We start from the raw sequence: 13,284 nt of genomic DNA, 5'->3' as shown, positions 1-13,284 counted from the left end.
TCTAAACTCGATCGCACTTCTGCAATATGTCAATTGTAAATAACATTAACCACTACAATGAGCAACTGGCTCCTTACAACACGCAACTTATTGCTGTGAGTAAGACTAAACCTGTCGAGGATTTGTTACATGCCTATGAAGGTGGACAAAGAGATTTTGGTGAGAACAAGGTTCAGGAGCTCACTGCCAAGCAGGAAGTTATGCCTAAGGACATTAAATGGCATATGATAGGTCATTTGCAAAGGAATAAGGTTAAGTACATAGCCCCCTTTGTACATTTGATTCATGCAGTGGATAGCCCAAGACTATTGGCAGAAATCAACAAACAAGCCCTCAAAAACGATAGGGTCATTTCCTGTTTATTGCAGGTTCACATTGCCGAAGAAGAAACCAAGTTTGGTTTTGATGAAACGGAACTGATGGAATTCTTAAATAGTGATGTATTAAAGGAACACCAGAACATCAAAGTACTTGGCTTGATGGGTATGGCTACCAATACCAGCGATAAAGCTCAGGTAAGCAAAGAGTTCAACCAGTTGAGGTCGCTTTTTGACCAGATTAAAAACAATATTGACCTGGAGAATGTCGATATGCAAGAACTATCCATGGGCATGACGAGTGACTATATTGAAGCCTGCGAAGCTGGCAGCACCATGGTTAGAATTGGAAGCGCCATTTTTGGCGCACGAAATTATCCTCAACAGTAGCAAAATGACAGCAAAGACAATCCTTATTCTAGGGGGAATTCTAGGAGCCCTTTCCGTAGCGATCGGTGCATTCGGAGCCCATGGTTTAGAAGCCACATTAACGGCCAATGGTAGATTAGAAACCTTCGAAACGGCTGTTAAATACCAATTCTATCATACACTCGCACTTATACTATTGGGTATATTGATGCTTAATGTTCAAAGCAATTACTTCAGCTATGCGGGCGTCAGCTTTCTCATTGGTATTGTGATTTTTAGCGGATCGCTCTATACCCTCAGCTTGACCAATATGACATGGCTGGGTGCCATTACCCCGATTGGTGGACTGGCCTTTATCATGGGTTGGGTGTTTATGATTCTGGGTGTCTCAAAATCGGTCTAGGTCAATAGAACCTTGGGTGGAAGTTGACCATAAAGAGCTCTTTAGTAGCTCGGGTAACGGCAGTGTATAACCATCGCACATATTCCCGATCGACCATTTCTTCTGTTAAGTAACCCTGATCAATAAAAACTGCGTCCCACTGACCACCCTGTGACTTATGACAAGTCAATGCATAGGCGAACTTCACCTGCAGGGCATTTAAATGTGGATCGCTTTTGATTGCCTTGATTCTCTCCTTTTTTGTCGGAAGATCGGCATAGCCTTCGGTTACCTCCTCGTAAAGCCTTTTGTAATCCGTATTATTCAGGGATGCCTCGGGGGAATAGAGCGTATCAAGGATAACTTTTGCTTCGAAAGGTTCTTGTTCAGGATAGTCTAATAACTGTACCCTGAGTTCAGCAAAGCGAAGTCCGTAGTACTCTTCGAATTTGATGATTTTCATTACTTCCACGAAGTCACCGTTTGCCAAAAAACCTGCAGGTGCATTTTCAGGTAAGAAGTGATAGTTATTCCGAACGATCATCAGGATATCTCCTGCTTCGATTTCATCTTCCCGGTACTGGATCGCTCTTCGGATATATTGATTGTACTGGACAGCATTTTTATTACTTCTACAGATGATGACTGCGTTTTCAGTACCATATTTATCATAGGCGTACCGCAAACCATCCTCTAGCCTTTCGGCCGTCATCTTAAAAACATCCTTAAATCTTGAGGTCGCTAGTTTGATCTTGAAATCCTCATTAAGGAGTTCGTTCCGCAGATTGGTCGCATTAAAAAGAATACCCGATTCTTCCTCCTGCCGCATCACCTCTGTCAGTTCTAATGCACTCACATCATTGCCGAAGGATTGGGCGAGGAAATCACTTTCTAATGCTGGACTCTCCAAGGAGCCAACAGGAGGTAATTGTGCCACATCCCCGATCAACAAAAGTCGATTCCCTTCCTGAGAAAAGACATAATCCATCAAATCAGCCAATAATCCATTCTTTCCATACTCGGCCTGATTAGAAATCATGGATGCCTCATCAACAATAAATAGGGTATTCTTATGATAGTTGTTCTGCCTTTTGAAAACGAGTCCTCCTCCTGGCTCCGCGGTTTGCTGAAATACCTTTTTGTGAATCGTGAATGCTGTTCTGTTCGTATATCCCGCCATTACTTTTGCTGCCCGCCCTGTTGGGGCCATCAAGACGTACTTGAAATTAAAGAAGGGCAGCATCTTCACAATCGCGCCAACCACCGTGGTTTTACCAGTTCCTGCATAACCTCTGAGGACCAGCACAGGTTTGCGGAGTTTTCGATCTAGCAAGAAGTCATCAAATAGGCCGAATAGTCTTTTTTGTCCATCGGTGGGTGCGAAGGGAAACTTGCTGATTAATATCTCTGAGGGTTTGGCCAATCCTAAGACTTTTTCTTGTCCTCAGGAAAAATAGTGACCATCGTGGTGCTTGCTTTGGCAATGAGTGTACGTTCTTCACCATCTACTGACCAAACTTCAGCCTCACAAAAACTCATTTTTCGGCCTTGCTTCACTACCCATCCCTTCGCGTGTAATTTTTGACCTCTACCTGGTGTGAAATAGGAAATCTTGATTTCTCCCGTAACTACATGTTGATCTTCCGCCACAACGGTAACAGCAGCAAATCCTGCAACAATATCTGCCAAAGTTGCGGTGACACCTCCATGCACCAAACCCGTTTGCTGCTTGTGATCTTGGGTTAAATCCAACCAGCCTTCTGTCCTTCCTGCTTCAATCACATTGAGATCAAAGCCGACTAGTTTCATAAAGTGCTGTCGTTCCAGAAATTTCTCAATCCTTGACTTGAAGTCAGGATTAAATACCTTTACCATAGACTACAATTTGTGCAAATATATTCACTAGTACCCATCACCCCTACAGATGACCCAGATAGATGCTAAGATATCCGAGGCCTATGGCCAAAAGCTGAGGGTGCGTGTGTGTGGCGTTTGCATCAAGGACAACCAGATTTTATTGGTTCATCACAAATCGCTGGGCAAAACAGGTTCGTTATGGGCACCACCTGGTGGTGGAATGGAGTATGGAGAAAGTGCCAAGGAGGCAATGATTCGGGAGTTCAAAGAAGAAACAGGATTGACCATTGATGTCAAAGAGTTCTTATTTGTTCATGAGTATCTCGATCCTCCATTGCACGGCATAGAGCTTTTCTTCTTAGTACATCCGGTATCGGGGGAATTGAATTTAGGAACAGACCCTGAGATGCCCTCTGATGATCAGATACTTACGGAAGTTGGTTACTTCGATTTAGACACCCTTAGAGCAGGTCAATTGGAAAGCCTGCATTATGTGCTTCAAAATTCTGAATCAATCGATGCGCTGATTAATCGAAAAGGTTATTTCAAATATCATTAATTATCCATAAACTAGCGGTTCCATTTATTATGGATTACCTAAATAATTAGTTAATTTAGCGAAAATCGACCTCAAAAATGAACCTTACTAAAATACTGACTGGAGTTTTCTTTGTACTAGCGATTGTAGTGGCCTATTTCCTTTATGATGGCATCAACTCCACCATAGAAGAAGCAAAAGAAATTGAAAGAGTAGAGAACTTGGTGAAAGCAAAACTTGAGCTTATCCGTGATACTCAAATTGCTTATCAAAGTACATACGGAGATTACGCAGACACTTGGGAGAAACTAATCTCCTATGCTGATTCTGGAAACATCTACGTGATCCAGAGAACTGAAGAAATTGAAATTTTGGACTACGGTGCGGAGAGATCAACTTTCGTGTATGACACTTTAGGAATTATTCCTGTGAGAGACTCGCTTTTTACTGCGGGATATGATTTCACAAAGCTTCCTGAATTGCCTCACTCAAGTGGAAAGTACTTCTCTCTTTATGCCAAAGATTCTATTAAGTCTGGTGTGAGCGTTGATTACATTGAGGTTGTTGACACTTACCCATTTGACAGAACAAGGACTGAGGATAATGAAAATGAGAGAAGGAGACCTCTTAGATTCGGTTCTAGAACTGACATTACTACAGCAGGTAACTGGCAATAAAATTGCGTTCTACTAATACGCCAACAAGAATATCATTAAAAGACGAAAGACTGGATATTGATCGAATTGATCAGTATCGTCTTTCGTTTTTTATTGGAGAAGACTCCTGTCAGATCAGTATACTCGATATCCAGAAGAAGCTTCTTCTTCTATTGGAAGACGTGGCCTTTCAATCAGAATTAAGTCTTGTAGAGAATCTCGAAGCACTTTATGATGATCATATTCTAATCGCTGCAGGTTTTTGGAAGGAGGTTCAGGTTTATGTTCGGAACAAGCAATTCTCTCTAGTTCCGGTTCCTGTATTCGACAAGTCTTTGCTTCAGCAATACATTCAGTTAAACGAACCTACCGATCCGAATCAAGACGAATATCGATTCAAGATTATGGATGAGTTAGGCTTAACCATGGCATTTGCCTATGCAGCTGATGTGAAAGCATGGTTTAAGGATAAATACCCAAATAACGGCTTAAAATTCAACCACCAGAGTATTGCCTATCTGAAAGGGCTACAAAGTCATTTAAGAAACAGGGCACAAAGCAGCATATACCTTATGCTGAATGAGAATGAGGTAATGATAGCAGGCTTTAACCTAAGTCGCGTAGCTATCTATAACCAGTTTGAATTCTCTGACTCAATGGATTTGGTTAAACGTATCTTGTCCACTGCCAGGCAGTTTAGCGAAGAAGGTCAATCGATCCCTGTTTTATTGCACGGCAGTAAAAATCAGGTCGACCAACACTATCCGACATTAAAGAAATATTTCAGCAATATTGAATTGGGTCAACGACCATCTGACATCCACATGCACCCATTGTTCAATGAGCTTGAACAAATGGAGTATTTCGATGTCCTTTCGAACCTCTAGTTTAATTGCTTAGATTTAAGATATGAAGCGCATAGCACTATTCCCCGGTTCATTCGACCCATTTACCAAAGGTCATGAAGATATCGTGATGCGTGGGCTCAAGCTTTTTGACGAAATCATCGTGGCCATTGGCTATAACAGCAAAAAGGCGAATCGTTATTTCGAGATTGAGTATATGGAGGAAAAGATCAATGAGACCTTTAAAGACGTACCGGAAGTTTCCGTATTGGTTTATAACGAACTAACCGCTCAGATTGCCGATAAATTAGAAGCCTCCTATATTTTAAGGGGATTAAGAAACACGACCGACTTCGAATATGAAAACAGTATTTCTCAGGTGAATCGTGACTTAAACGATCGGCTTGAAACGGTCTTTTTGATTACTTCTGCTGAGCTTGCAGCGGTTAATTCATCAATTATTCGTGAGGTTCACCGCTATGGTGGGGAGGTTCAGAAATATCTGCCTTACGATTTGTGAGCCAGTAGCTGCTTCTTGAATTTCTTGTAGACGTGCCTAATTGAACGAAAGGCATTGAATTGAGCCACTTCTACCTCTTTTTTACTCATCCATCTGACTTCATCAATCCCCTCATCTACCTGAGGCTTCATTTCGCTGTCATCAAGACATTCCATATGATACCAAACCGTCTTCTTTAAGATGCTTTTCTGTCCTGTTGTATACGTATGCCAAGTGGTGCAAATCTTATTGAGCACATTTACTTTGACATTGCATTCTTCTTCCACCTCTCTTTTAGCACCTTCTAAAACCGATTCTTTACCCTCAATCTTGCCTTTAGGTAAATCCCATTTACCTAAGCGATGGATCATAAGAATCTTTCCGTTCTTATAAACCACTCCACCTCCCGCATTGATGATCTTGAACTTGCTTTTGATGTATTCTACCGCTTCATCGTAAAAAGGAGTTACTACGGTAACAGAATCCAGTCCCTTGATCTTCTTGTTGTGCAGAATGAAAAGTATACTTTTAATGGTATCACGATTAGCATTACGGATGAGCATATTGCCCCTGAACTTACGCTCATTGATCAATAGGTCATCCTCTTGGATAACTTCGTCAAAAAGACTCTGATCTTTGATGTTTTCAGGCCTCTTGATCCTTAATGGGGTGTCCTTGATATAAATCCTCATTGAAGGGCTTAATTCTTTGTCAATATGAAAAAAAAATCTCTAAGTAGGTGAAAGAAGATCGTGACATTTCAGAAAAAAAATATCTTAAATTCGCGACATGGAAAGCCCGCATACCGAAAAAGAAATAGCACTAAAAGTCGCATCTGATTTACTTCAAATCAAAGCCATTAAATTAAGCAAGGAAAATCCTTTTACCTGGAGCTCAGGATGGAAATCGCCTATATATTGTGACAACAGACTTTCTCTCTCTTTCCCAGAGACCAGAACTTTTATAAAAGAATCGCTGGCCGAAGCTGCGAAGGCCAAGTTCCCAGGCTATGAGGCGGTAGCAGGTGTTGCCACTGCGGGCATTCCACAAGGAGCACTTTTGGCAGAAGCCCTAGGGGTACCTTTCATTTATGTACGTTCGAAACCTAAAGGACATGGTATGGAAAACCTTATTGAAGGTAAGGTGACTCCTGGACAAAAGGTGATTGTAGTAGAAGATCTAGTATCGACTGGTGGTAGTTCTTTAAAGGCTGCCGAAGCACTTACTGCCTCAGGCTTTGAGGTCATGGGTATGTTGGCGATTTTCACTTATGGATTTCCTCTGGCTGATGAGAATTTCAAAGCAGCGGGTATTCAATTACACTGCCTAAGCAATTATCAGGTCATGCTAGAAAAGGCTACAGAGCTCGGCTATATCGATGCATCAGATGTGGCTTCCCTTGAAGAATGGAGAAATGATCCTTCGAATTGGGGATAATTGGGTATTGGGTATTGGGTATTGGGTATTGGGTATTGGGTATTGGTAAAACTTGATCTCAAATAGAAGGTTACATTCTTAATTCTTAATTCTTAATTCTTAATTCTTAATTCTTAATTCTTAATTCTTAATTCTTAATTCTTAATTCTTAATTCTTAATTCTTAATTCTTAATTCTTAATTCTTAATTCTTAATTCTTACTTCTCGAATTAAAACTTCTCTTCCACGCCCAAGCCAAATAAGGCAAAGTCATATTTAACAGGATCTTTGGGGTCAAATTGTCGTAAGTTTTCGGTCAACTCCAGAGCCGTCCGCCAGTCCATTTGTTTGCGCTCAATCAATCCAAGCTTTCTGGCTACGCGTTCCACATGTAAATCGCAAGGGCAAATTAATTGCGATGGCTTGATATTCTTCCAAATACCAAAATCGACTCCTTTATCATCTTGGCGCACCATCCAGCGAAGGAACATGTTAATTCGCTTACAGGCAGACTTTCGGGCTGGAGTAGCAATATGCTTCCTGGTACGCTGAGGTGCATCAGGCAAGGCAAAGAATTGATCATGAAAGTGAATGAGTGCATTACCTACATGATCATCATTCTCTCTCAAACCTATTAAAAATGCCTCCTCTAAGGAATTATGCTTCTGGTAAAAATTCTTGAAATAGGAAACAAAATAAAGCGTATCAATATCATTGAAAGTCCTGTGCTTGAACTTTAGCAGTGGCTTCAAGTCATTTTCACTATGATTAAGGATAAAATCATAAGGCTGGTTATCCATCATAGCAAATAGCTCATGGCACTTATTGATGATGGTCACCCGTTGACCCCAGGCCAGTATTGATGCCCAAAAACCAGTGATCTCAATATCTTCTTTCCTCGAATAAGCATGTGGAATGTTGATGGGATCAGGATGAATGAACGAAGGTTGATTATAGACTTCTACCTTTTCGTCTAGAAAGGTTTTTAGTCTATCGAAGTCGGCTCGAGACATCTATTGAAAGTAGCTCAGCTGAACTCTGAATCGTTTATCGATAGCCTTTAGGTGATCGTAGGCCTTTTGATTAAGCTTAATAATCACCTTTTCATCGGTCACATTGGGCATAGCACCAACGACTCTCACATAGACAGTAAGGTCGTTCATTAGGTTCTTTACTTTAATCACTGTTCCCACTTTCGCTGTTCTGTGCAGGGCAAAAAACTTGGTAGTCGGTTCAGCTTCTTCAATCACCTCTGCCAGTCCTTCCACTTCGTAAGGTACAAGCTTGGTACCTCCGTAGTTTTCGGGTTCGGGAGCTTGAACCGTCTCCGTTTTAATTGTATCTATAGCGATAACCGCAACAGGATCGGGGTCCGTCTGTGTTTCCACTTGAGAGGGCACTGTAACAGAAGATGTCTGTTCCACCGGGGTTGTTTCCACCTCACTCTCAACTTTCACCAATAACTCTTGCCCTAAGGAGAGAGAGTTAGAGGACAGGTTATTCCATGCCTTTAGATCGGTAATGCTCACATCATACTGTTTGGCGATTGCAAAGAGTGTTTCACCAGCAGCAACTTTATGTGTTTTGTTACTCGTAACGGTAAGTTTCAAACTTTTCTCCTCAGTAGGCAAAGTTCCGCCAAAAGGAATTTTAAGGGTTTGACCTACTTGAAGGCCACTAGCCAGGGCAGGATTAGCCTCGTTGATTTCGGTAACCGTGGTTTGGTACCTTTTAGCTAAAGAGAAAAGCGTCTGCTTTGATAATACCTTGTGCACGACAAATACCTTATCTCCCTTTTTCTCAATCCCCAATGAATCTGACTGCGCAAAGCCGGCAGATATTGTAAGGAAAAGAACCACCAATACTCCAAAGTATTTTTTCATATGCTTAAAAGCCATAAACTACCAAATTTCGCTTACCCTTAACAAATATAAGTGCTTGGTTAACTATAAAAAACGTGCCAGTCGCCAGACCCTTCAATCCTTTTTCGAGCGGTTCGTGCAGCAACAAGTCACCCGATAAGCTAAATACGAATAAATCTAAGTTATAGCCTGTATCTTCCTTACTATTTGCTGCAACGGCAAAGTGCCCCTCCCACTCCAAATAATCGCAACTCCCTTCCAATACTATATCCTGGCGATCCTTTAAAAACCGCGAGACAGTTTCGAAATGAGGACTCTCGGGTTCGTAATGTAAGGGATAAGTAGCTTGTGAAGTATTTGGTTCTGGCAAGCTCACCTCACTCTCATCAGCTTCAAGACCGCTTCTAATATCGATTCTGAATTGTGCTTCAGGATCGTCCATTGACGCCATAGTCAACAAGCCAGAAGTTACATTGAAAAGCTTTACCTGATCGACTGACCAGATAGCTTCCAAACTGACTGTATCAAAACCAAAGACAGACCTGGCTTCTATGTTCTGAGTATCGTCATAAGTCTGAAATATGATTACTCCCTCAGTAAAGTGATAAACACTGATCCACCATGATTCTTCAAAGCTGATCTCTTTCCAGAGAAATGATTTAGTACTTAGGTTGAATAAAGAAAAACTAACGGTCAGTTTTTCACTATCTCTTGTGGTGATCAACAGCTGATTGCCATGAGAAAGCACCTCCCAAATATCGGCAGTGAAGTCCTGTGAAAAATCGTGTTGCAACTGTTTTGACAAGTCCTTTATTCGTAATTTGAAGCAAAAATAAGCTATTCAAGTGGGGATCAAAGGAATTAGAAACGTAGTCAGAGGAATTGTTTTAAGCAGTATTCTATTACTCACCGCGATTGCCTGGGCATCCGAGCAGTCTAAATATCAAGAGGGCACGATCAAGGTTTTCTTAATGGAAATCCGTGATAACATAGACCCCCGAATGAATCGCTATGTCGACCTGGCATTCAATCAAGCAACAGAAGTAGAGGCCGACATTGTCTTAATTGATATGGACACTTATGGTGGAGCTGTAAACGATGCCAATGACATTCGTACCAGAATATTGGAATATGAGAAACCTGTTTGGGTCTATATTAACAATGATGCTGCCTCTGCTGGCGCATTGATTTCCATAGCCTGTGACAGCATCTACATGGTGCCCGGTGCTAATATTGGTGCTGCTACAGTAGTTAATGGGGCCGATGGTTCACAAGCGCCTGATAAATACCAATCTTATATGCGGTCGATCATGCGATCCACGGCAGAAGAGAATAATAGAGATCCGCTGATTGCCGAAGGCATGGTCGATGATCGTGTTGAAATTGAAGGTGTAACTGAAGACGGTAAAATCATCACCTTCACCACTTCCGAAGCCATCGCCAATGGCTATTGCGAAAGAGAAGTGGCTAGCATTCAAGACATTCTGGAAAAGAATAATATTGTCGATTACGAATTGATTCGATATGAGCTATCAGGCACTGAAAAGGTGATTTCCTTCTTCCTCAACCCCTTTGTTAGTGGGCTTTTGATCTTAGTAATCACTGCAGGAATCTTCTTTGAACTACAGACACCTGGAGTCGGTTTTCCATTAGCAGCAGCTGGAATTGCTTTGGTGCTTTACCTGGTGCCTTATTATCTCAATGGCTTAGCAGCTAATTGGGAGATCGCTGTCTTCTTTATTGGCTTTGCCCTTATTGCGTTGGAAGTATTCGTCATTCCGGGTTTTGGTGTTGCAGGAGTCGCGGGCATCATTTGTACGGTTGGTGCCTTGATCTTCATCATGCTAGGCAATGACAACTTCAATTTTGATAACGTCCCCGTTGGTGAAATCTCTACAGCGGCTGGCGTGGTCGGTGCCGGGGTGGTTGGGTCAATAATTCTCTTGTTCGTCTTTGGCTATCGGTTTACTCAGTCTAAGATGTTCGATCGTGTAGCCCTGACTTCAAGCCAGGAAAAAGAAGATGGTTACGTAGCCACTTTCCATACCCTAGACCTCGTGGGCAGACAAGGGACCGCAAATACAATACTTCGGCCCAGCGGTAGAATAGAAATAGAAGGAGAAATCTATGATGCCTATACTCGCGGAGAATATGTAGAAGCAGGCGAAAAAGTTGTTGTGATTAGTCAGGAAGGCAGCTCGCTAAAAGTCAGAGCCCTCAAATAATGGATAAAAAGAATAGAGCAAAGTTTAGTGCCGAAAGCCTGGTAGTGGCGGACGGACACGATCCTATGGGGGTTTTAAACTCACTGAAAAATCCGATTTTTCAGACCTCCACCTTTATGTTCAATACTGCCGAAGAGGGCAAAGCCTTTTTCGATCAGTATAAGGGAGCAGATACACTTGAAGAAAGAAACAGTAGCCTGATTTACACTAGGCTAAACCACCCCAACCTTACGGCAGCCGAATTTCGTTTAGCACAACTCGATGGTGCCGAAGATGCAGCCTTCTTTGAAAGTGGCATGGCGGCCATCTCTACCACCGTCATGACCTTCTGTAAGGCGGGTGATTTGATACTGATGTCTTCACCACTCTATGGTGGCACAGATACATTCATTAAGCGTACACTCAATCACTTTGACGTGGAGTGGATTGAGTTCGACTCGGAAAGTACGCAAGAAGACATCGAGCAAAAGGTACTCAAGCACCCTAGAGCCAAGCAGCTCAAAATGATCTATGTGGAAACCCCAGCCAATCCCACATTATCGCTTACTGATATTGGAATGATTGCTAACCTTCGTGAAGATTTACGATCTAAAGAAATAGAAGCAGTGATCGCGGTTGACAATACTTATTTGGGTCCGATCTTCCAGAAACCATTGGATCACGGAGCTGACCTCAATCTCTACTCTGCAACTAAATACATTGGTGGCCATAGCGATGTAATTGCAGGTGCCTGTTCCGGTAAAGAGGAGTTGATCCAGGCGATCAAAGGCCTAAGGACAACGCTTGGCTGCATGGCCTCCCCTTTTACTTCTTGGTTAGTAACCAGAAGCCTTGAGACAGTAGCGCTTCGCATGGAAAAGCAAGCGTCAAATGCCGAAAAACTTGCCGACTTTTTGAAAGGTCATTCCAAAGTGAAAAAAGTCTACTTCTTAGGACATTTAGATGAAGGTACTGCACAACATGCCATATACCGGAAGCAGCAAAACTCAGCCGGTGCCATGATGGCCTTCGAAGTCGCTGGTGGAGAAACAGAGGCTTTCAAGTTTCTGAACAGCTTGGAATTAGCCAAACTGGCTGTCTCTCTGGGCAGCACTGAAACTCTGGCTTCTCACCCTTATACCATGAGCAGTTCCAATATGAATGAGGAAGATCGGATTAAGAACAACATCACCGAAAGCCTCATTCGCATCTCAGTAGGTATTGAAAATCCTGATGATCTAATTTCGGACTTCGACCAGGCCCTGAATCAAATCTGATGGCTGAGGCACAAACCCTATACGATCGTATCGGTGAGGACAATATTCTTCAGCTCGTAGATGACTTCTATGCAGGAGTCGAAACGGATGAGCTCATTCGAAAGATGTACCCAGAGGATCTTCTACCAGCCAAGAACAGACTAAAACTCTTCCTAATTCAGGCCTTAGGCGGACACCAGACCTATACAGACGAACGGGGACATCCTATGCTCAGGAGAAGGCATTTTCAATGGGAGATCGGTAAAGAAGAAGCCACGCACTGGTTACAACATATGCACAATGCACTAGAGAAAGCCACTTTTGCTGAAAAAGAGAAAGATGAGTTTTGGGATTATGTGTACAAGGCAGCACTGCATATGATTAACAGGTAAAGAATCTAGAGAAAAAACAATACCTCCTCCGCCCTCTGGGCACCTCCTCCAGAGGAGGACATCAATAGTTCGCGCTTTCAATGCGAACTGGTCTTCTCAAGGCTAGGCATCCTCTTCGAGAAGGTTAGTTCTCACAGAAGTGAACGCTAAAGAGACTCAAACCGACCGTTTCAAAAATTTCCATGCATTATATCTTACAAAGTAGTTTTGATTAAAAACCAATTTTCTCAGAATGTTTCTAACCCTCCTTGATCTTGATTTAAAAAAGCTCAAATAATACATCCCACCTATGACTTGAGATTCTGACCTCAACTCATGGAAAATGGATATAGCCATGTTTAAATGGCTTTCGTCACCGGAGAGTCTGTAAATTGCCGTGATCAGTATTAATTTACTGTAAATCCCAATTTTATTGTCTTTTATAAGTTTCTCAAAACTCAAGACCGCTTCTGTGGAATTTACATAGACCAAGGTATCCACTACCAAAGAATCAACTTTTCCATTATCACCAATCACTATGTCAATTAGCAATCGCTTTTCTAAGGCCTTTAATTGACTTCCCGTCAAGGAATCTATTGCACTCAAATTAGAAAACCCATCTCTATAAGAGTGTTTTCTAGGAGGTATAATTTTAGAATAGATTGAATCTTCCATACTTAGAATATATCACCTCTGATAAACATGCTCCTCG

The 13,284-nt window shown here is 42.0% G+C and carries 17 protein-coding genes; 10 read left to right on the top strand and 7 right to left on the bottom strand.

What is annotated here, in order from left to right:
• Positions 1 to 26 precede the first annotated feature (26 nt).
• Together BFP97_RS19975 and BFP97_RS19970 are read left to right on the top strand one after the other, a co-directional pair.
• A complete protein-coding gene (locus tag BFP97_RS19975) occupies positions 27 to 707 on the top strand; it encodes a YggS family pyridoxal phosphate-dependent enzyme (RefSeq protein ID WP_069844107.1) in 681 nt (226 codons plus the stop codon).
• Positions 708 to 711: 4 nt separating this feature from the next.
• Positions 712 to 1,089 (top strand): DUF423 domain-containing protein, encoded by a 378-nt coding sequence (locus BFP97_RS19970; protein WP_069844106.1) that lies wholly within the window; start codon positions 712 to 714, stop codon positions 1,087 to 1,089.
• Position 1,090: 1 nt separating this feature from the next.
• On the opposite strand, the gene BFP97_RS19965 is transcribed toward BFP97_RS19970, so the two are convergent.
• Entirely contained in the window at positions 1,091 to 2,491 is a 1,401-nt protein-coding gene (locus BFP97_RS19965) for an ATP-dependent RecD-like DNA helicase (protein WP_069844105.1), read from the bottom strand.
• Positions 2,492 to 2,493: 2 nt separating this feature from the next.
• Positions 2,494 to 2,943, bottom strand: coding sequence for a PaaI family thioesterase (locus tag BFP97_RS19960; protein ID WP_083262679.1), 450 nt, complete (start codon positions 2,941 to 2,943; stop codon positions 2,494 to 2,496).
• Positions 2,944 to 2,992: 49 nt separating this feature from the next.
• Between BFP97_RS19960 and BFP97_RS19955 the strand changes: the two genes are divergently transcribed.
• The 4 genes from BFP97_RS19955 to coaD all read left to right on the top strand — a co-directional run bounded on the left by BFP97_RS19955 (position 2,993) and on the right by coaD (position 5,484).
• The gene (locus BFP97_RS19955; protein ID WP_069844104.1) at positions 2,993 to 3,484 is read left to right on the top strand and encodes an NUDIX domain-containing protein; all 492 of its coding nucleotides are present in this window, start codon (positions 2,993 to 2,995) and stop codon (positions 3,482 to 3,484) included.
• Positions 3,485 to 3,561: 77 nt separating this feature from the next.
• The gene (locus BFP97_RS19950; RefSeq protein WP_069844103.1) at positions 3,562 to 4,140 is read left to right on the top strand and encodes a hypothetical protein; all 579 of its coding nucleotides are present in this window, start codon (positions 3,562 to 3,564) and stop codon (positions 4,138 to 4,140) included.
• Between the two features lie 2 nt (positions 4,141 to 4,142).
• Positions 4,143 to 5,006 (top strand): DUF3822 family protein, encoded by an 864-nt coding sequence (locus BFP97_RS19945; RefSeq protein ID WP_069844102.1) that lies wholly within the window; start codon positions 4,143 to 4,145, stop codon positions 5,004 to 5,006.
• A 22-nt stretch (positions 5,007 to 5,028) separates the two neighbouring features.
• Positions 5,029 to 5,484, top strand: coding sequence for a pantetheine-phosphate adenylyltransferase (gene coaD / locus BFP97_RS19940; protein WP_069844101.1), 456 nt, complete (start codon positions 5,029 to 5,031; stop codon positions 5,482 to 5,484).
• Here coaD and BFP97_RS19935 read toward each other — a convergent pair.
• Positions 5,472 to 6,155, bottom strand: coding sequence for an NUDIX hydrolase (locus BFP97_RS19935; protein WP_069844100.1), 684 nt, complete (start codon positions 6,153 to 6,155; stop codon positions 5,472 to 5,474). The genes coaD and BFP97_RS19935 overlap by 13 nt on opposite strands.
• A gap of 97 nt (positions 6,156 to 6,252) precedes the next feature.
• On the opposite strand from BFP97_RS19935, the gene pyrE reads away from it, so the two are divergent.
• The gene (pyrE, locus tag BFP97_RS19930; RefSeq protein WP_069844099.1) at positions 6,253 to 6,900 is read left to right on the top strand and encodes an orotate phosphoribosyltransferase; all 648 of its coding nucleotides are present in this window, start codon (positions 6,253 to 6,255) and stop codon (positions 6,898 to 6,900) included.
• A gap of 209 nt (positions 6,901 to 7,109) precedes the next feature.
• Here the strand turns inward: pyrE and BFP97_RS19925 are convergent, their stop codons facing one another.
• Genes BFP97_RS19925 through BFP97_RS19915 form a run of 3 tightly spaced genes read right to left on the bottom strand, consistent with a single transcriptional unit; the run spans position 7,110 to position 9,546 of the window.
• Complete coding sequence (locus BFP97_RS19925; protein WP_069844098.1) at positions 7,110 to 7,892, bottom strand: TIGR02757 family protein; 783 nt, start codon at positions 7,890 to 7,892, stop codon at positions 7,110 to 7,112.
• Entirely contained in the window at positions 7,893 to 8,762 is an 870-nt protein-coding gene (locus tag BFP97_RS19920) for a LysM peptidoglycan-binding domain-containing protein (RefSeq protein ID WP_170827514.1), read from the bottom strand.
• Between the two features lie 4 nt (positions 8,763 to 8,766).
• Entirely contained in the window at positions 8,767 to 9,546 is a 780-nt protein-coding gene (locus tag BFP97_RS19915; RefSeq protein WP_069844096.1) for a DUF4905 domain-containing protein, read from the bottom strand.
• Positions 9,547 to 9,586: 40 nt separating this feature from the next.
• Between BFP97_RS19915 and BFP97_RS19910 the strand changes: the two genes are divergently transcribed.
• Genes BFP97_RS19910 through BFP97_RS19900 form a run of 3 tightly spaced genes read left to right on the top strand, consistent with a single transcriptional unit; the run spans position 9,587 to position 12,593 of the window.
• Positions 9,587 to 10,966: an NfeD family protein gene (locus BFP97_RS19910; protein WP_255399541.1), complete on the top strand. Its 1,380-nt coding sequence runs from the start codon at positions 9,587 to 9,589 to the stop codon at positions 10,964 to 10,966.
• Complete coding sequence (locus tag BFP97_RS19905) at positions 10,966 to 12,222, top strand: aminotransferase class I/II-fold pyridoxal phosphate-dependent enzyme (protein ID WP_069844095.1); 1,257 nt, start codon at positions 10,966 to 10,968, stop codon at positions 12,220 to 12,222. Before BFP97_RS19910 ends, BFP97_RS19905 begins: the two co-directional genes overlap by 1 nt.
• The gene (locus BFP97_RS19900) at positions 12,222 to 12,593 is read left to right on the top strand and encodes a hypothetical protein (RefSeq protein WP_069844094.1); all 372 of its coding nucleotides are present in this window, start codon (positions 12,222 to 12,224) and stop codon (positions 12,591 to 12,593) included. Before BFP97_RS19905 ends, BFP97_RS19900 begins: the two co-directional genes overlap by 1 nt.
• Positions 12,594 to 12,749: 156 nt before the next feature.
• Here BFP97_RS19900 and BFP97_RS19895 read toward each other — a convergent pair whose 3' ends face one another.
• Positions 12,750 to 13,247 (bottom strand): hypothetical protein, encoded by a 498-nt coding sequence (locus BFP97_RS19895; protein WP_069844093.1) that lies wholly within the window; start codon positions 13,245 to 13,247, stop codon positions 12,750 to 12,752.
• Positions 13,248 to 13,284: the final 37 nt, after the last annotated feature.

Origin of the sequence: Roseivirga sp. 4D4 (assembly GCF_001747095.1) — a bacterium.
In the GTDB taxonomy this organism is placed as follows: Bacteria; Bacteroidota; Bacteroidia; order Cytophagales; family Cyclobacteriaceae; genus Roseivirga.
Note: the sequence above shows the minus strand (reverse complement) of the source record. Positions and strands in the feature narration are given on the sequence as shown.